Here is a 17,729-nt window from a genome sequence, read left to right as displayed (position 1 = left end):
CCGTCTCATCATGTTTTGAACCGAAAGGATTGTGGAATGCTCACTTCTCTGGCGGCGCGGCGCGGCGACCTGCGCGCGTTCCTGCGCGTGGAAATGGCCGTCGGCGCGGCGGTCAACGGCGCGATCACGGCGGGGATCGCCGGGTTGGTGTTTTCCGGCGTTGACCCGGTTCCGGTCTGGGGGCTGGGCGGGTTGGCCTTCGACCTGCTGCCCAGCACCATCCTGCCGGTGCTGGCCATGGGCCTGCTGCTGCCGTTTGTCCTGCGCAAACGGCGGGCCGGTGGCGGGCTGCCCGATTGCGATTGGAGCGATCTGGCCGGGTGGAGCCGGTTTGTCCCGCGCGGGGTGGTCGCGCGCGCGGTCGTCCTGGCCCTTGTCTGGTTCATCCTGTTCGCGCCGACGGCCACCGCCCTGCTGTGGGGCGGCGGCTGGACGGCGGTCCCGTTCACAATCGTGCTGGTGGGCAAGGCGCTCTACGGCGCGCTGGTCGGGGCCAGCGTCACCCCGGCCATCCTGCTGCCCGCCCTGTGCGACGTGAATCGGCGTTGAGGGACCGGCGATGGTGGGCGGGCGTCAACGACCCTCGACCGCCATCGCGCCGCAGACCTCCGCCGCCTCGCCCGTGCCGCGCGCGGCCAGCGCGTCGCCAATCAGCAGCAGGGTCGGCCCCTTCCCCGCCGCCACGCCGTCCACCGCCATCGCGCCCAATGTGGTGCGGAGGCGGCGTTCGTCGGGGCGGCAGCCGTTTTCCACCGCCAGCACCGGGGTGTCGGCGGGCAGACCGGCGGCGCACAGGCCCGCCCCGGCGGCGCGTGCCTGTTCGCGGCCCATGTAGATCGCCAGAGTCGTGTCCGGGCTGGCCAGCCGCGCCCAATCGGGTTCAAAACGTTCGCCGTCGCGGCCATGGGCGGTGACGAAGGTGACGGCACGGGCCACGCCGCGCTTGGTCAGCGACAGTCCGGCGGAGGCCGCGCAGCCCAGCGCGGCGGTGATGCCGGGGATGACGCGCACGGGGATGCCCAGCGCGTCGAGGTGATCGATCTCCTCGCCCGCGCGGCCGAAGATCATCGGGTCGCCGCCCTTCAGCCGCACCACCCGCCGCCCCGACAGCGCCTGTTGCGCGATCAGCGCGTTGATCTCCTCCTGCGGCAGGGAATGGCGGCCCGACCGCTTGCCCACGCACATCCGCTCGGCCCCGGGCGGGGCGAGGTCGAGGATGCCGTCGCCGACCAGATGGTCGAACAGCACGACGTCCGCCGCCGCCAGCGCCTTGACCGCCGCCACCGTCAACAGATCGGGATCGCCCGGCCCGGCCCCGACCAGGGTGACGCTGCCAACGCCGGGCCGATCCACCGGTGTGGCGGGTGCGACCGGGCCGGGCGTCCGATCCGCCCCACCCCCCACCACGCCACGCAAAGTGGCGGTGGGCAGAACCGGGGACAGCAGGCGGAAACCGAACAGGATCAGGCCATCACGCCATTTCGCGCTGAACCGCATGACGAAGCACCTCCTTGATTTCGGGAACGCAGGAGCCGCAATTGGTCCCCGCCTTCAACGCCGCGCCGACCGCCTCGGCGCTGGTCAGGGACTGGTCGCCGATGGCGGCGATCAGGCGGTTGATGCCCACGCTGAAACAGGAACACACGATCCGCCCCTCGTCCGCGCGCGCGCCGGGGGCGCGGCCCGCCAGCAGGGCGGCGCGGTCGGCGTCGGCCAGACCGTCGCCCTCCAGCAGCCCGACCAGCCACGCCCGCCCCGGCAACCGCCCATCGGCGGCCACGAACAGGCAGGCGTCCAGCCGGTCGCCGCGCAGCCACGCGGTGCGCCGGTTGCCGCGCGCGGCGTCGCTGAAGTTGATCGCCGTGCCGCTGGCGGCGTCCCACCCGGCGGGGGCCAGATCCGGGACCGGACCGCGCCCGGCCAGTTCGATCAGATGCCCGCCCGGCACCGCGCGGCGCGCCCAATAGCCGTCGTGCGTCGGCGTCACCGGCTGGCGCGACAGCCAGAAGGCGGTCCAATCCGGCTCATAGGGCAGGACGGTGACGGGCATCCGCTTCAGATCGGGTTGGCCCGACAGCGCATCGACCGCGTCGTCGTCGATCAGTCGGCCGATCACGCAGGACCCGGTGAAGGCGTCGGTCCAATGCATCGGCAGGAAGGCGGTGCCCGGCACCTGCGCGTCGGTGACGCGGACACGGGCCAGCGCCTCCCCCGCCGTGCTGACGATTCGGGCCAGCCCGCCATCGGCCACGCCGCGCGCCGCTGCGTCGATGGGGTGCAGATCCAGGCAGGGTTCGGGCGCGTGGGCCGACAGCCGGGCCGACAGGCCGGTGCGGGTCATCGTGTGCCACTGGTCGCGCAACCGCCCGGTGTTCAGCAGCAGCGCGCCGTCGGGCAGGCTGCGCGGCAGGGGCCGCGTCGTCACCGGGATGAAGCGCGCCCGCCGGTCCTCGTGGAAAAAGCGGTGATCGGTGAACAGCCGCTCCTGCGGTTGGCCGCCCGCCCGCCACGGCCACGGAAACGGGGCCAGCGTATCAAAATCAGCGTCGCTCACCGCCGCCAGCGCGCCGATGTCGAACGCCCGCCGCCCGTCATTCTCAAAGGCCGACAGGGCGGCGTGCTCGCGGAACACATCGGCCGGGCTGGCGAAGCCAAAGGCGTCGGCGAAGCCCATGCGCCGGGCCACCTGGGTGATGATCCACCAATCGGGCCGCGCCTCCCCCTCCGGCGCGCAAAAGGCGCGCTGGCGCGAGATGTTGCGGTCGGAGTTGGTGACGGTCCCGTCCTTCTCGCTCCACCCGGCGGCGGGCAGGCGGATGTGGGCGAACCGCCCGGTGTCGGTGTCGCGGATGCAGTCGGACACCACCACGGTGGGGCAAAGCGCCAGCGCGCGGCGCACCCGCCCGGCGTCGGGCATGCTGACCGCCGGGTTGGTCGCCATGATCCACACCGCTTTCACCCGCCCGCGTTCGATGGCGCGGAACAGATCGACCGCCTTCAGCCCCGGTTGAGCGGCGACGCGCGGCGCGTTCCAGAAGCGGGCGAGCCGGTTGGTGTCCTCGGCGGAAAAGCCCATATGGGCGGCCAACTGGTTCGCCAGCCCGCCCACCTCGCGCCCGCCCATGGCGTTGGGCTGGCCGGTGACGGAGAAGGGACCCATGCCGGGCCGCCCGATCCGCCCGGTGAGGAAATGGACGTTCAGGATGCTGTTGACGGTGTCGGTTCCCTGGCTCGACTGGTTCACACCCTGGGAATAGACGGTGACGACCTTCTCCGTCGTTTCAAAGTCAGCGTAGAAGGCGGCGACCTCCGCCTCGCTGAGTTTGCAACGCCGGGCGACGGTCGCCAGATCCGGTGCGTCGGCGCGGGCGGCGGCGAGCGCCTCCTCCTCCCCATCGGTGTGGCGGCCGACAAAGACGGCGTCGGTGGCCCCGCGCGCGTGCAGATGGACCAAAAGGCCGTTGAACAGCACGGAATCGGTGCCCGCCGCCAGCGCCAGATGGGCGTCGGCGCCATCGACGGAATCGGTGCGGCGGGGATCGACGACGATGATCCGGGTCCCGCGCGCCGCCTTGGCCGCCCGCAAGCGCTGATTCAGCACCGGATGGCACCAGGCGAGGTTGGAGCCGACCAGCACCACCAGATCGGCCGTTTCAAAATCAGCGTAGCTGCCCGGCACCGCGTCCGCCCCCAAACCGCGCTTGTGGCCGACGACGGACGACGCCATGCACAGGCGCGAGTTGGTGTCGATGTTGGACGCGCCGATGAAGCCCTTCATCAGCTTGTTGGCGACGTAATAATCCTCCGTCAGCAACTGGCCGGAGACGTAGAAGGCCACCGAGTCCGGCCCATGCTGGGCGATGGTGTCGGCAAAGCGCGTTGCGACTTCAGCGAGGGCGCGCTCCCACGTCACCCGATGCCCGTCGATTTCCGGGTGGAGCAGCCGCCCGCCGCCATCGACGTCGCGCACCAGCGTGTCGGCCAGCGCGGAGCCTTTGGAGCAGAGCCGCCCCCGGTTGGCCGGGTGGTCGGCGTCGCCGCGCACGCTCACCCGGTCCTGCCCCGTCGCCGGGTCCGTCGTCACCGTGGCGATGACGCCGCAGCCGACCCCGCAATAGGGGCAGGTGGTGCGGGTGTCCCGCGACGCGCCGGGGGCTGACCCGCCCCCTCCTGGTCCGTCCCCCTCCGGCCCGTCAAACATGGCACGCCCCCTTGCAGCCGCCCCGCGCCGCCGTCGCCAGTTCCAACGCCACCGACACCGCGCCATCTTCCACCCGCACCGGGATGTGACCGGCGTTGCCGACGTCGGGGGCGACCGCCTCGCCAGTGCTCAGCTCGATCACCCAATTGTGCAGCGGGCAGGTGACGCGTTGGCCATGAACGATGCCCTGCGACAGCGGGCCGTTCTTGTGCGGGCAGCGGTCGCGCAGGGCGAACACGGCGTCGTCCGCCGTGCGGAACAGGGCAACGTCGCCGTCGGGCGTGCGGATCACGCGCGATCCGCGCACCGGGATGTCCTCCACCCGACCGACCGGCGTCCACAGGGTGTCGGCGGCGGCGCTGGTCGCGGCCACACCGGTTTCGGCCACACCGGTTTTGGGGAGAGCGGAAAGGATCTGGTCCATGTGTCTTACCCCACCTTGGCGAGCAGCGAGAATTCGTGACGGTCCACGCCCTTGGCGGCGCGTTCGGCCCACGGATCGTCTTGCGAGAAGCGTTGCGAGAAGAGAAAACGGGCGTGCAGCGCCGCGCGCCCTTCGGCGTCATCGACCAGCGCGCGCTTGATGTGGTCCAGCCCGACCCGCTCCACCCACGGGGCGGTGCGCTCCAGATAGCGGGCCTCTTCGCGGTAAAGCTGCATGAAGGCCCCGGTGTATTCCAACACCTCCTCCTCCGTCGCCACCTTCACCAGCAGATCGCAAGCGCGGACGTGCAGCCCGCCGTTGCCGCCGACGTGCAGTTCGTACCCGCTGTCCACGCAGACCACGCCCAGATCCTTGATGGTCGCCTCCGCGCAGTTGCGCGGGCAGCCGGACACCGCCAGCTTGACCTTGTGCGGGGTCCAGGTGCCCCAGGTCATTTGCTCCAGCTTCACCCCCAGCCCGGTGGAATCCTGCGTGCCAAAGCGGCACCATTCCGACCCGACGCAGGTCTTCACCGTGCGCAGACCCTTGGCGTAGGCGTGGCCGGACACCATGCCCGCCGCGTTCAGATCCGCCCACACGGCGGGCAGATCCTCTTTCTTCACGCCGAACAGGTCGATGCGCTGGCCGCCCGTGACCTTCACCGTGGGGATGGCGAATTTGTCCACCACATCGGCGATGGCGCGCAGTTCGGTCGCGCTGGTCAGCCCGCCCCACATGCGCGGAACCACCGAATAGGTCCCGTCCTTTTGGATGTTGGCGTGGGCGCGTTCGTTGATGAAGCGCGACTGGTAATCGTCGGCGTACTCACCCGGCCAGGCGCACAGCAAGTAATAGTTCAGCGCCGGGCGGCAGGAGGCGCAACCGTCCGCCGTCGTCCAATCCAGCGCGGCGAAGACCTCGCCCATCGTGCGCAGATTTTGGGCGACGATGGCGGCGCGCACCGCGTCGTGGCTGTGGTGGGTGCATTTGCACATCGGCTTGACCGCCGGGGCGGCGGTGAAGGCATCGCCCGCCGTCACCGCCAGCAGCGCTTCCACCGTGCCGGTGCAGCTTCCGCAGGAGGCCGACGCCTTGGTGTGGGCGCGCACCTCGTCCAGGCTGGTCAGGCCCTTGTCGGTGATGGCCTTGACGATGGTTCCCTTGCACACGCCGTTGCAGCCGCAAATTTCCGCGCTGTCGGGAAGGGCGGCAACGGCGGCCTTAGGGTTTCCGGCGTCGGCCCCCCCAAAGCCCTGACCAAAGATCATGGTGTCGCGCTCGGCGCTGACGTCGGCCCCGTCCTTCAGCAAGGAGAAGTACCAACCGCCGTCCTTGGTGTCGCCGTACAGCACCGCGCCCAACAGCCGGTTGTCCTTCAGGACCAGACGCTTGTAGACGCCACGCGCCGGGTCGCGGAACACGATCTCCTCCGTGTCCGCGCCGCCGGAGAAATCCCCGGCGGAGAACACATCCACGCCAGTGACCTTCAGCTTGGTCGAGGTGACGGAACCGGTGTAGGCGCTGCCCTCCCCGTCCGCCAGCGCGTCGGCCAGCACCTTCGCCATCTCGAACAGCGGGGCGACAAGGCCATAGGTCAGGCCGCGATGCTCGACGCATTCGCCCACGGCGAAGATCGCCGGGTCGCTGGTGCGCATCGCGTCGTCCACCTTCACGCCGCGCCCGCACTCAAGCCCCGCCGCCTTGCCCAAGGCCATGTTGGGACGGATGCCCACCGCCATCACCACAATGTCGGCGGGCAGCAGCCGGCCATCCTTCAGGCGCACCGCCTCGGCCTGTTCACCGCCCACAATTTCGGCGGTGTCGGCCCCGGTCAGCACGGCGATGCCGCGCCGTTCCAGCTCCTGTTGCAGCAGTTGGCCCGCCGCCGGGTCGAGCTGGCGTTCCATCAGCGTTGGCATCAGATGGACGACGGTGACGTCCATCCCCTTCACCCGCAGGCCGTTGGCGGCCTCCAGCCCCAGCAGACCGCCACCGATGACGACGGCGCGCCCGCCCTTGGCGGCGGCGGCCAGCATGGCGTCCACATCGGCCAGATCGCGGAAGCCGATCACCCCCGGCAGGGTCGATCCCGGCACCGGGATGATGAAGGGCATGGAGCCGGTCGCCAGCAACAGCCGGTCATAGGCCACCACCCGCCCGCTGGCCGATGTGACCGTTTTCGCGGCACGGTCGATGCTCTCCACCGGCTCGCCGGTCAGCAGCGTGATGGCGTTCTCCTCGTACCACGCGCGGCTGTTCAGCACGATCTGGTCAAAGGTCTTTTCGCCCGCCAGCACCGGCGACAGCATGATGCGGTTGTAGTTGGGCAGCGGTTCCGCGCCAAACACGGTGATGTCGTAACGGCCGGGGGCCTTGGCCAACAGCTCTTCCACCGTGCGCATCCCGGCCATGCCGTTGCCGACAACGACCAGGCGTTCCTTGCGCGGGGTGTCCTGCGCGGCGTTTTGCCCGTCGGGCGATGAGATCGGGTGGTGCATGTCCATGGCGTCTGCCTCGTCTCGTGTCCGCCCGGCCGTGTCGGCGGGGCGCGGGGCCAAAAAAAAGGCGTCCGAACCGGCGGGCGTGCCCATCCCGTGGAATGGGGGCCTACCGGATCGGACGCCGTTGTCCGGGCGGTTCGTCGTCGAACCATGGCCGATATCCGCGCCGCGTCGCCCGGATCCGGCCCTGCGGCGGGGGTTGGCGACGTTGCCGACCTCCGCCTTTTGTCTCGCCGCTCTCTTCGCAAGGCGCGTGCCAAGCCCGTTTCCGGCCCAACCGCAGACGGTCAACCGGCCGCAACGCCAGCGTTTCCGCCACGTCGCGGCCCGGCGTGGGGGTGATGCTTAGGTGCCTGTTTTTTGCCCATGCTTAGGTCTTGGTCAGAAAACAGACACACAGGCGTTTGTGCGCTGCAAAATTCATCACTTGGTATGGCGATCCGCCGGGCAGACCCATACCTTTCGGCTGATCTCTCCACAAAAATCCAAGCCATCCCGCCAGTTTCACCGCGTCGGCCCCAAGATCCCATCCTTTGGCATGAGGCTTGCGAAGGATCGGGGCGAGAGACGCGCCAACGACGGTGCGCATCCCACAGCGTCCAACGTTGGGCCATCCCCCGGCAGTGTTGCCGACCCCGGTTTCCCGCACCGCGCAAGCAGCCCTGCCGCCGCTTGCCGGGTGTTCGGGAGCCGATCCAACGGGACGCGTTCTTGGGAAACCCGGCCACAGTGCCGCTGCCCAAAAAACAGCCCTTTCGGATTGGCACCCGCCGGTGTCGCCGCCGCCGCCCGATGGTCCGGCTTTCTGAGATGGAGCAACCGACGTGATGACCGCCCGTTCTGTCCGCACCCCGATGGCCTTCCGCACCCTGCTGGCGTCCGCCGCCGCCGCCATCGCCCTGTGCTTGAGCGTTCCGACCTTCGCCGCCCCGCTGAAGGTGGAAAAGGAGCAGCTGAAGCTTGGCTTCATCAAGCTGACCGACATGGCCCCGCTCGCCATCGCCGTTGAAAAGGGCTTCTTCGAGGATGAAGGGCTGTCGGTGACGCTGGAGCCGCAAGCGAACTGGAAGGTTCTGCTCGACCGCGTCATCTCCGGCGAGTTGGACGGCGCGCATATGCTGGCCGGGCAACCGCTTGGGGCAACCATCGGCTTTGGCACCCAGGCCCACATCGTCACCGCCTTTTCCATGGACCTGAACGGCAACGGCATCACCGTGTCGAACGAGGTCTGGCAGAAGATGAAGCCCAACGTGCCCAAGGGGGCCGATGGCAAGCCGGTCCACCCGGTCAAGGCCGACGCGCTGAAGCCGGTGATCGCCGAATACCGCGCGGCGGGCAAGCCCTTCACCATGGGCATGGTCTTCCCGGTGTCCACCCACAATTACGAGCTGCGCTATTGGCTGGCGGCGGGCGGGATCAACCCCGGCTATTACGCCCCCAGCGACGTGTCGGGCCAGATCCAGGCCGACGCCCTGCTGTCCGTCACCCCGCCGCCGCAGATGCCGGCGACGCTGGAGGCCGGGACCATCTTCGGCTACGCCGTGGGGGAACCCTGGAACCAGCAGGCAGTCGTCAAGGGCATCGGCGTTCCGGTCATCACCGACACCGAGATTTGGAAGAACAACCCGGAAAAGGTGTTCGGCGTGACCGACGCCTGGGCGACAAAGAACCCGAACACCCATCTGGCCGTCGTCAAGGCGCTGATCCGTGCCGCCCAATGGCTGGACGAGAACAACAACGCCAACCGCGCCGAAGCGGTGAAGATCCTCGCCAAATCCGAATATGTCGGGGCCGACGCCAAGGTCATCGCCAATTCGATGACCGGCACCTTCGAGTATGAGAAGGGCGACAAGCGCGACGTGCCCGACTTCAACGTCTTCTTCCGCTACAACGCCACCTACCCCTTCTATTCGGACGCCGTCTGGTATCTCAGCCAGATGCGCCGCTGGGGCCAGATCGCCGAGAGCAAGCCCGATTCCTGGTACGACGAGACGGCCCGCAAGGTCTACAAGCCCGACACCTACCTGAAGGCCGCCAAGCTGCTGGTCGAGGAAGGCAAGGTCAAGGAGGCCGATTTCCCCTGGACCAGCGACGGCTACAAGCCGGTCGATGCCGGGTTCATCGACGGCATCCCCTTCGATGGCCGCAAGCCCAACGACTACCTGAACAAGCAGCCCATCGGCCTGAAGGGCAACCAGAAGGTCGAAGGCGGGCAACTGGTCGGCGGCTGAGACGCCAGCGCCCCGCCCCGCGTCCATCCTCCACGCGCCCCCGCCCGGCTCCCCAACCGGGAACCGGACGGGGCCACGGGATCATGAAGGAACCAACCACCATGACCAGCCTGACCGACACCGCCCCCTCCGATCTGGCCCGCGCCCAGCGCAAGGCCCGGCGCGCCCACGCGCTCAACCGCATCGCCAGCGCCCTGACCACCGTCGGGCTGGGCTGGCTTGCCCCGCTGCTGCGCATGGCCGCTGGCGAAAACCCGCGCGTCCAGGCCGTGGAGCTGTGGCGGCAGATGGGCGTTCCCCTGACCGCGATCCTGCTGTTCCTCGCCGCCTGGGGTTGGGCGGCTCCGCAAGTCCACACCAGCCTTGGTGCCATTCCCGGCCCCGCGCAGGTGTGGGAACAGGCGACCAGCCTCTACGCCGACCACAAGGCCGAACGCGCCAAGGAATCCGCCTTTTACGAGCGCCAGGCCAAGCGCAACGCCGAGGCGCTGGCCGCCGACCCCAACGCCCCGGTCAAGACCCGCCCCTACGCCGGGAAGCCGACTTATCTTGATCAGATTTTGACCAGCCTGAAGACGGTCTTCACCGGCTTCCTGATCGGCGCGCTGGTTGCGGTGCCGCTGGGGGTGGCCTGCGGCCTGTCCAGCACGGTCAACGCCGCCATGAACCCGCTGATCCAACTGTTCAAGCCGGTGTCGCCGCTGGCGTGGCTGCCGCTGGTGACGATGGTGGTGTCGGCCACGGTGTCGAGCGACAACCCGACCTTCGAGAAATCCTTCCTCACCTCCGCCATCACCGTCACGCTGTGCTCGCTGTGGCCGACGCTGATCAACACCGCCGTCGGCGTGTCGTCCATCGACAAGGATTTGATGAACGTCGGCAAGGTGCTGCAACTGTCGGGCCTGACCATGGTGCGCCGTCTGGTCCTGCCGTCGGCCCTGCCCTTCATCTTCACCGGGCTGCGCCTGTCGCTGGGCGTGGGCTGGATGGTGCTGATCGCGGCGGAAATGCTGGCGCAAAATCCGGGCCTTGGAAAGTTCGTGTGGGACGAGTTCCAGAACGGCTCCTCCAACTCGCTGGCCAAGATCATGGTCGCCGTCTTCACCATCGGCCTGATCGGCTTCCTGCTGGACCGCGTGATGCTGGCCTTCCAGGCCGCCGTCACCCACACCGGCAACCGCTGATCCTCTCTCCCCCCCGACTGCCTGCCTCCCCCTCTGCCTCCCCGGAGACTACGACCATGGCGATCCTGGAACTGAAGGGCGTTTCCAAGTCCTACGGCGCAACCAACGTCCTGCGCGACATCGACCTGACCATCGCGGAGGGGGAGTTCGTCGCCATCGTCGGCTTCTCCGGCTCGGGCAAGACGACGCTGGTCAACCTGATCGGCGGCCTGACCATGCCCGACAGCGGCGCGGTGCTGATGCGCGGCGCGCCGGTGCGCGGCCCCGGCCCGGAACGCGGCGTCGTGTTCCAAAGCTATTCGCTGATGCCGTGGTTGAGCGTGAAGGAAAACGTCGCGCTGGCGGTGGACGCCGTCCACAGCGGCAAGACCGCGAGCGAACGCGGCGTGCTGACCCGCCGCGCGGTGGAAACCGTCGGGCTGGGCCACGCCACCGACCGCCGCCCGAAAGAGCTGTCGGGCGGGATGCGCCAGCGCGTCGGCTTTGCCCGCGCGCTGGCGATGTCGCCCGACATGCTGCTGCTCGACGAACCGCTGTCGGCACTCGACGCCCTGACCCGCGCCAAATTGCAGGACGAGATCGAAGCCATTTGGCGCAAGGACCGCAAGACCGTCATCCTCATCACCAACGACGTCGATGAAGCCATCCTGCTGGCCGACCGCATCATCCCGCTGACGCCGGGGCCGGGGGCGACGCTGGGTCCGGCCTTCACCGTCGATCTGCCCCGCCCGCGCGACCGCACCGCCGTCAACCATGACCCGGATTTCAAGCGGCTGCGGGCGGAGGTCACGGCCTATCTGATGAACGCCGGGATCGCGCGCGCCGCCGCCACGGGGGAGGATCTCCCCCTGCCCGACATCCGCCCGATCACCGCGTCCGAACCGCCCAAGGCCTACCGCGCGGCGCAGGCCAGCAGCGTGGCCGACGAACGATATCTGGAATTCACCCGGCTGACCAAGACCTTCGCCACGCCCAAGGGGCCGCTGACCATCGTCGATGGCTTTGACCTGAAGATGCGCAAGGGGGAGTTCATCTCGCTGATCGGGCATTCCGGTTGCGGCAAATCCACCGTGCTGTCGATGGTCGCCGGGCTGGCCGACGTCACCAGCGGCGGCATCGTGCTGGACGGCAAGGAGGTGTCAACCGCCGGTCCCGACCGCGCCGTCGTCTTCCAGGCCCCCAGCCTGTTCCCCTGGTTGACCGCCTATGAAAACGTCATGCTGGGGGTGGAGCGCGTCTACCCCCACGCCAAACGGGCGGAGCGCGCCGACATCGTCCGCTATTACCTCGCCCGCGTGGGCTTGGGCGACAGCATGGACAAAAAGGCGTCGGAACTGTCCAACGGCATGAAGCAGCGCGTCGGCATCGCCCGCGCCTTCGCCCTGTCGCCCAAGCTGCTGCTGCTCGACGAGCCGTTCGGCATGCTCGACAGCCTGACCCGCTGGGAGTTGCAAGAGGTGCTGATGGAGGTGTGGGCGCGCACCCAGGTCACGGCGGTCTGCGTCACCCACGATGTGGACGAGGCGCTGTTGCTGGCCGACCGCGTGGTGATGATGACCAACGGCCCCAACGCCCGCATCGGTCACGTCCTGAAGGTGGACATCCCCCGCCCGCGCACCCGTCAATCGTTGCTGGAGCACCCGCGTTATTACGAGTACCGCGCCGAGCTGCTCGATTTCCTGGAAGGCGGCCACCACGGCGCGCCCAAGAAAGCCGCCTGACCAGAGGACGCGCAGCGCCGCCGCCATCCGCGTTGCGCGTCCCTGATGCCATCCACGGCCCCGCCAGGGTCAGGGGGTGGTCCCCCAACCCTGCCGTTGCAACTCCGCCAGCAGCCAGCGTGCGCCCATGCCCAACGGGTGCCGACGGTCGTGGATGGCGAACAACCCGATCGAACCGGGCAGCACCGCCGGATCCTCAATCGACAACCGCAACAGATGCCCCGCCGCCAGATCGGCTTCGACCAGATGATGGGGCATGGTTCCCCAGCCGAACCCCGCCCGCAGAAACTCCAGACGCCGGGTGATGTCCACGAAACGCCACACGCGCGGGCTGACCACGCTGAAGCTGGGGCCGGGGCGCTGCGATGGATCGGTCAAAATCAACTGCACATGTTCGGCCAGTATCTCCCGCGTCAGGGGCCGTGCTTCGGTCGCCAGCGGATGGGACGGGGCCACCACCGGAACCAGCGTGATCTGCGTCAGCGCGCTGGCCTGGAGATCCTGCGCGGTGGACGGCATCAGCGCGCACATGCCCAGGGTGGCGCTGCCGTCGCGCACACGCCGCTCGGCCGCTCCGATGCCCTCCGTGAACAGCGTCACCGTCAGATCGGGGAAGGCGCGTTGCAGGCTGGCCAGCCCACGGATCACCGGCCCCGAGGGCACGAAATTGTCAACCGCGATGGACAGTTCCGGTTCCAGCCCCGCCGCCATGGACTGGGCGGTGCGCTCGAACGCCTCGGCCTGCCGCAGGACCTGCCGGGCCTGAACCGCCAGCACGCGCCCGGCATCGGTGAAGCGCGGTGTCCGCCCGCTGCGGTCGAACAGTTGAACCCCTTGCGCGTCCTCCAGCGCCTGAATCGCGTGGCTGATGGCGGATTGCACACGCCGCAGCTTGCGGCCCGCCGCCGAAAAGCTGCCGGTGTCCTCGATGGTCACGAGCACACGCAGTTGGTCCAACGTCAAGGCACCGATCATGATCCATCTCTCCAATCGATGGGTTTGATCGAAATCATATCGCTTCCGTGGATGTGTTTCGAGACGCAGGATGATGATCAGAAACGGCGTCGCCCGACGCCCTGCCGATCATCCCCGCACCAAAGGAACACCCCCATGACCACCGCCACCGTCGCCCCCCGCCGCAACATCCTGGGTCCCGGCCTGTGGACCGTTCAGGGCCTGTTGTCGCTGTTTTTCGTCTATGCCGGTTACACCAAGCTGGCCCTGCCCGCCGACCAGCTGGCGGCGATGATCCCCTGGACCGCGCAGCATCCGGGTCTGGTTCCCCTGACCGGCACGGCGGATCTGCTGGGCGGTCTTGGCATCCTGTTGCCGTCGCTGACCCGCATCCAACCGCGTCTGACGGTTCTGGCCGCTCTGGGGATCATCATCCTTCAGGTGCTCGCCCTGGCCTTCCACCTGTCGCGCGGCGAGGCGGCGGTGGTCCCGATGAACGTGGTGCTGATCGCCCTGACCGCCTTCGTCCTGTGGGGTCGTGGCCGCGCCCTGCCGGTCCAGCCGCGTTGATCGCCCACTGCGACCAAACACCCGCAAACCCAACGCACACACGGTCAAACGCCATGCGCTTGACCAGCCGCCCCCCGGATCCGCTTCCAGCCTGCGCACCCGGTCGCGATGGCAAGAACCGGATCAGCCCCCCCGGCGCGGCTTGGCAGAACACCACAGCCAGGCCACCGCCACCAGCCCGGCGGCGACCAGGAAGGTGATGCGCATGCCGTCGGCCACCGCCTCCGCCCCGGCGCTGGTCGCCTCCCCGGCCACCGCCGTGAACACCGCGCCCATCAGCGACGCGCCCGACACCAGCCCGAGATTGCGCGACAGGGTCAGCAGGCCCGACGTCACCCCGCGCCGGTCCGCCGGCACATCCGCCATCACGGCGGTGTTGTTGGCGGCCTGGAACAGTTGATAGCCGGGGGTCAGCAGCGCGATGGCGGCGACGTAGCCCGCCACGCCGAACCAGCCCGGCAGCAGCGCCAGCGCCACCGCCCCCACAATCGCCAGCACCAACCCCGCCGACACCATGCGCGCGGCCCCGAAGCGGTCCACCAACCGCCCGGCGGGCACGCCGCTGAGGGCCGACACCACCGGCCCGCTGGCCAGCACCAGCCCGACCATCGCCTCCGTCAAGCCCAGCGCCCGCGACAGGAAGAAGGGGCCGACCACCAGCGTCGCCATCATCACCGTGGACACCAGCGCGTTGGCGGCGAGGCTGGCGCGAAAGGCGCGATCGCGGAACAGCGACAGCCGCAGCAGCGGGGCCGCCGCCCGCCGCTCCACCCACAGGAACAACGCCAGCCCGACCACCGCCGCGCCCAACAGGCCCAGCCCCAGCGGAACGAAGCGCTCCCGCCACACCGTCATCGCCAGGGCGTAGGCCGCCAACGTCAGCGCCAGCAGCAGCGTCCCGGCGCTGTCGAAGGCCGGGCGCGGTCCCGCCGGGCGGGGCGGATCGGCGGGCAGGCTGGCGCGTGCCAACCCCCAGGCCAGCAGCCCCAACGGCGCGTTGACCAGGAACAGCGCGGGCCAGCCCGCCACCGCGAGCAGCCCGCCGCCCGCCGACGGCCCCAGCGCCGTGCCGATGGCCGACATGGTGCCCAGCAGCCCCATCGCCCGCCCGGTCCGCGCCTTGGCCACGCTGTCGCCGACCATGGCGATGGTCAACGCCATCATCACGGCGGCCCCGGCCCCCTGCACCGCCCGCGCGGCGACCAGCACGCCCAGGCTGGGGGCCAGCCCGCACAGCGCCGACGCCGCCGTGAACAGCGCCACCCCGCCCAGCAGCAGGCGGCGACGGCCGATCCGGTCGCCCAACCGCCCGGCCCCGACGATCAGGCTGGTGATGGCCAGCAGATAAGCCAGCACCACCCATTGCACGTCGTGAAACGACGCGCCGAACGCGCCCGCCAGGGTGGGCAGGGCGACGTTCGCCCCGCTCGCCCCCAGCGCCGCCAGCAGGGTCAGCAGGCAGAGGGCGAGCAGCGCGCGGGTTTGCGTTGCTGCCGTTGGGGCCGCCGCCGGGGTGCCGTTCGTCGAGGTGTCGTTCCTCAGGGTGTCGTTCAGGGTCGCCGCGCCCTCCGGGGCGGGCGGGTTCAGGCTGTTGGTCATGGTCAGGCATCCGGTTGTGAGACAGCCGCAGCGCGGCGTTGCCCCCAGCCTATGCCCGCCCCAACCACCGGCGGAACGCGCGCCGGACGCAGGAAGTTGTTGCGCGCCACGCCATGCCAGCGCCCGGCCCCGCCGCGTTGGCCCGTTCCCCCGCCCGTTGCCGCGCGCGCACTGGATCGTGCTACAGTTGGGGCATGGCGCTTCCCGATTTGAATCTGCTGGTCACGTTGGATGTTCTGCTGGCGGAGGGCAGCGTGGCCCGCGCCGCGCGGCGGCTCAACCTCAGCCCGTCGGCGATGAGCCGCGCGCTCGCCCGCCTGCGGGAGGTGACGGGCGATCCGCTGCTGGTCCGCGCCGGGCGCGATCTGGTCCCCACCCCGCGCGCGCTGGAGCTGCGCGCGCGCGTTCACCAACTGGTGGAGGATGGCGCGGCGGTGCTGCGCCCGGTGGAGACGCTGACTCCGCAGCGTCTGGCCCGCACCTTCACCCTGCGCAGCAGCGAGGGCTTTGTGGAAACGGTGGGGCCGGAGCTGATCGCGGCGGTGACGGCGGCGGCCCCCGGCGTGCGGCTGGTCTTCCTGCCCAAACCCGACAAGGACAGCGCCCCCTTGCGCGACGGCGCGGTCGATCTGGAAACCGGCGTCGTCACCCCGGCGATGGGGCCGGAGCTGCGCGCCCAGGCCCTGTTCCGCGACCGTTTCGTCGCCGTGGTCCGCCCCGGCCACCCGCTGGCCGCCGGCATGGATAAGGGGCCGCTCACCCTCGATGGCTACAGCGCCGCCGCCCATGTCTGCGTCACCCGATCCAGCGCTGGCGGTGGCAAGGGCGGGTTGGGACGGGGGCCGGTGGACAGCGCCCTGCGCGCGCTGGGGCTGGAACGCCGGATCATCGCCAGCGTCGGCGGATTCGCCGCCGCCCTGGCGGTGGCGCGCCGGTCGGATCTGGTCGCCACCGTGCCGCTGCGCCACACCGCCGCGCTGCGCGCCGGTCTGTGCACCCGGCCCCTGCCCTTTGCCACGCCGGAGGTCACAATCTCCCTGCTGTGGCACCCGCGCCAGGACGCCGACCCGGCCCACCGCTGGCTGCGCGCCCTGGTCCGCGACGCCTGCGCCGCCGCGCTGGGCGGGCTGGAGATCCCCGACGGGGACACCGCGCCGTGACCGCCCCCGCTTGGCCGCTTTCGGATCCGCCGTCGCCGGATGATCCGTCCCACGATGGCCCATCACACAATGGCCTGCCCCACGATGGCCCGCCGCAAGACGGACCACCGCAAGACGGTCCCCTGCCCGATGTGCTGGGGCCGGACCTGGCGGTGCTGTTCGTCGGCTTCAACCCCGGTTTGCGGTCCGGCGCGTTGGGGCATCATTATTCCGGGCGGGGGAACCAGTTCTGGCGCTTGCTGGCCGACTCCGGCCTGACCCCGCGCCGGTTGCGCTGCGAGGAGGATGGCTTGCTGCCCGGCTTCGGCCTTGGCTCCACCAACCTCGTCGCCCGCGCCACCGCGTCCGCCGCCGAACTGAGCCGGGCGGAGCTGCGCGCCGGTCTGCCCCGTCTGGCCCGCATCGTCGCGGCGGTCCGCCCGGCCATCCTCGCCCACACCGGCAAGGGCGTCTATCTGGCGGCGAGCGGCCGACCCGACGCGCCATGGGGCGTGCAGGACACCGCCCTGTTCCCCGGCATCACCGACCTCGTCCTCCCCTCCCCCAGCGGCCTCGCCCGCCTGCCCTACGCGGAAAAACTCCACTGGTTCCGCGCGCTGGCGGCTGAACGGGACCGGCTGCGGCCCGGTTAAGGCGCTTTGGCCGGTGCCTGAGCCGCCGCACGCGCCTCGGCGTCGGCAAACAACGCCGCCGCGTCCTCCGCCTGCCCTTGCGCCTGGCGCAGCTTGGCAAGGTTTTTCAGAACATGAATCGTCGTGGGGTGCTGCGGCCCAAGCGCCTTGTCCAGGATGGCGACAGAACGGATGAAGAGCGGGGCGGCCTCCGGCAACTGACCTTGATCCTGAAGGGTGCGCGCCAGATTGTTGAGGCTGATCGCCGTATCAGCATGATCGGGACCGAGCGCCTTCTCCCGGATCGCCAAGGCGCGGGTGTAGAGTGGGGCGGCGGCCTCAAGCTGCCCCTGCGCCTGATACAGATAGGCCAGATTGTTGAGGCTTAAGGCGGTGTCGGGATGGTCGGGGCCGAGCGCCTTCTCCCAGATCGCCAAGGCGCGGGTGTAGAGCAGGGCGGCGGCCTCAAGGTTCCCCTGCGCCTTGTACAGATAGGCCAGATTGTTAAGGCTCAAGGCGGTGTCGGGATGGTCGGGGCCGAGCGCCTTCTCCCAGATCGCCAGGGCGCGGGTG

Annotated in this window: 14 protein-coding genes; 7 read left to right on the top strand and 7 right to left on the bottom strand. The window is 69.8% G+C overall.

From position 1 onward, the window contains the following. The first annotated feature begins 36 nt into the window (after nt 1-36). A complete protein-coding gene (locus tag EJ903_RS15795; RefSeq protein WP_126617144.1) occupies nt 37-549 on the top strand; it encodes a hypothetical protein in 513 nt (170 codons plus the stop codon). 24 nt (nt 550-573) lie between these two features. Here the strand turns inward: EJ903_RS15795 and cobA are convergent, their stop codons facing one another. Genes cobA through nirB form a run of 4 tightly spaced genes read right to left on the bottom strand, consistent with a single transcriptional unit; the run spans nt 574 to nt 7,123 of the window. After that, nucleotides 574-1,497, bottom strand: coding sequence for a uroporphyrinogen-III C-methyltransferase (gene cobA, locus EJ903_RS15790; RefSeq protein WP_126617142.1), 924 nt, complete (start codon nt 1,495-1,497; stop codon nt 574-576). Next, on the bottom strand, nt 1,472-4,201 hold the full coding sequence (locus tag EJ903_RS15785; protein ID WP_126617140.1) for a nitrate reductase: 2,730 nt from the start codon (nt 4,199-4,201) through the stop codon (nt 1,472-1,474). The genes cobA and EJ903_RS15785 overlap by 26 nt, the downstream gene beginning before the upstream one ends. Beyond that, nucleotides 4,194-4,625, bottom strand: coding sequence for a nitrite reductase small subunit NirD (nirD, locus tag EJ903_RS15780; RefSeq protein WP_126617139.1), 432 nt, complete (start codon nt 4,623-4,625; stop codon nt 4,194-4,196). Before nirD ends, EJ903_RS15785 begins: the two co-directional genes overlap by 8 nt. 5 nt (nt 4,626-4,630) lie before the next feature. Then, nucleotides 4,631-7,123 (bottom strand): nitrite reductase large subunit NirB, encoded by a 2,493-nt coding sequence (nirB, locus tag EJ903_RS15775; protein WP_246015644.1) that lies wholly within the window; start codon nt 7,121-7,123, stop codon nt 4,631-4,633. A gap of 830 nt (nt 7,124-7,953) precedes the next feature. Here nirB and EJ903_RS15770 point away from each other — a divergent pair. The 3 genes from EJ903_RS15770 (at nt 7,954) to EJ903_RS15760 (ending at nt 12,262) form a co-directional block, all read left to right on the top strand. Continuing rightward, nucleotides 7,954-9,357 carry a CmpA/NrtA family ABC transporter substrate-binding protein gene (locus EJ903_RS15770; RefSeq protein ID WP_126617135.1) on the top strand — a complete coding sequence of 468 codons (1,404 nt, stop codon included), beginning with the start codon at nt 7,954-7,956 and terminating at the stop codon, nt 9,355-9,357. 101 nt (nt 9,358-9,458) lie between these two features. Next, complete coding sequence (locus EJ903_RS15765; protein WP_126617133.1) at nt 9,459-10,541, top strand: ABC transporter permease; 1,083 nt, start codon at nt 9,459-9,461, stop codon at nt 10,539-10,541. Between the two features lie 56 nt (nt 10,542-10,597). Beyond that, complete coding sequence (locus EJ903_RS15760; protein ID WP_126617131.1) at nt 10,598-12,262, top strand: ABC transporter ATP-binding protein; 1,665 nt, start codon at nt 10,598-10,600, stop codon at nt 12,260-12,262. A 69-nt stretch (nt 12,263-12,331) separates the two neighbouring features. Here EJ903_RS15760 and EJ903_RS15755 read toward each other — a convergent pair whose 3' ends face one another. After that, nucleotides 12,332-13,237 (bottom strand): LysR family transcriptional regulator, encoded by a 906-nt coding sequence (locus tag EJ903_RS15755; RefSeq protein ID WP_126617129.1) that lies wholly within the window; start codon nt 13,235-13,237, stop codon nt 12,332-12,334. A 135-nt stretch (nt 13,238-13,372) separates the two neighbouring features. Between EJ903_RS15755 and EJ903_RS15750 the strand changes: the two genes are divergently transcribed. Continuing rightward, nucleotides 13,373-13,786: a DoxX family protein gene (locus EJ903_RS15750; protein ID WP_126617127.1), complete on the top strand. Its 414-nt coding sequence runs from the start codon at nt 13,373-13,375 to the stop codon at nt 13,784-13,786. A 123-nt stretch (nt 13,787-13,909) separates the two neighbouring features. On the opposite strand, the gene EJ903_RS15745 is transcribed toward EJ903_RS15750, so the two are convergent. After that, nucleotides 13,910-15,385 carry an MFS transporter gene (locus EJ903_RS15745; protein ID WP_126617125.1) on the bottom strand — a complete coding sequence of 492 codons (1,476 nt, stop codon included), beginning with the start codon at nt 15,383-15,385 and terminating at the stop codon, nt 13,910-13,912. A gap of 194 nt (nt 15,386-15,579) precedes the next feature. Here EJ903_RS15745 and EJ903_RS15740 point away from each other — a divergent pair, with 194 nt between their 5' ends. After that, the gene (locus EJ903_RS15740) at nt 15,580-16,545 is read left to right on the top strand and encodes a LysR family transcriptional regulator (protein ID WP_126617123.1); all 966 of its coding nucleotides are present in this window, start codon (nt 15,580-15,582) and stop codon (nt 16,543-16,545) included. Further along, the gene (locus EJ903_RS15735; protein ID WP_246015625.1) at nt 16,542-17,177 is read left to right on the top strand and encodes a mismatch-specific DNA-glycosylase; all 636 of its coding nucleotides are present in this window, start codon (nt 16,542-16,544) and stop codon (nt 17,175-17,177) included. Before EJ903_RS15740 ends, EJ903_RS15735 begins: the two co-directional genes overlap by 4 nt. Here EJ903_RS15735 and EJ903_RS15730 read toward each other — a convergent pair. Continuing rightward, nucleotides 17,174-17,729: tetratricopeptide repeat protein (locus EJ903_RS15730; RefSeq protein WP_148105283.1), on the bottom strand; the 556-nt coding region annotated here is incomplete at its 5' end. The genes EJ903_RS15735 and EJ903_RS15730 overlap by 4 nt on opposite strands.

This window comes from Azospirillum griseum (assembly GCF_003966125.1).
In the GTDB taxonomy this organism is placed as follows: Bacteria; Pseudomonadota; Alphaproteobacteria; order Azospirillales; family Azospirillaceae; genus Azospirillum; species Azospirillum griseum.
The sequence above is the reverse complement of the archived record's forward strand: the minus strand, read 5'-3'. Positions and strand labels throughout refer to the sequence as shown.

Excerpts from the sequence above, each read along its gene's own strand:
- nirD (WP_126617139.1), bottom strand. The coding sequence starts at position 4,625 with ATGGACCAGATCCTTTCCGCTCTCCCCAAAACCGGTGTGGCCGAAACC.
- EJ903_RS15795 (WP_126617144.1), top strand. The coding sequence starts at position 37 with ATGCTCACTTCTCTGGCGGCGCGGCGCGGCGACCTGCGCGCGTTCCTG.
- EJ903_RS15745 (WP_126617125.1), bottom strand. The coding sequence starts at position 15,385 with ATGACCAACAGCCTGAACCCGCCCGCCCCGGAGGGCGCGGCGACCCTG.
- EJ903_RS15760 (WP_126617131.1), top strand. The coding sequence starts at position 10,598 with ATGGCGATCCTGGAACTGAAGGGCGTTTCCAAGTCCTACGGCGCAACC.
- EJ903_RS15740 (WP_126617123.1), top strand. The coding sequence starts at position 15,580 with ATGGCGCTTCCCGATTTGAATCTGCTGGTCACGTTGGATGTTCTGCTG.
- EJ903_RS15770 (WP_126617135.1), top strand. The coding sequence starts at position 7,954 with ATGACCGCCCGTTCTGTCCGCACCCCGATGGCCTTCCGCACCCTGCTG.
- nirB (WP_246015644.1), bottom strand. The coding sequence starts at position 7,123 with ATGCACCACCCGATCTCATCGCCCGACGGGCAAAACGCCGCGCAGGAC.
- EJ903_RS15750 (WP_126617127.1), top strand. The coding sequence starts at position 13,373 with ATGACCACCGCCACCGTCGCCCCCCGCCGCAACATCCTGGGTCCCGGC.
- EJ903_RS15785 (WP_126617140.1), bottom strand. The coding sequence starts at position 4,201 with ATGTTTGACGGGCCGGAGGGGGACGGACCAGGAGGGGGCGGGTCAGCC.
- EJ903_RS15755 (WP_126617129.1), bottom strand. The coding sequence starts at position 13,237 with ATGATCGGTGCCTTGACGTTGGACCAACTGCGTGTGCTCGTGACCATC.
- cobA (WP_126617142.1), bottom strand. The coding sequence starts at position 1,497 with ATGCGGTTCAGCGCGAAATGGCGTGATGGCCTGATCCTGTTCGGTTTC.
- EJ903_RS15765 (WP_126617133.1), top strand. The coding sequence starts at position 9,459 with ATGACCAGCCTGACCGACACCGCCCCCTCCGATCTGGCCCGCGCCCAG.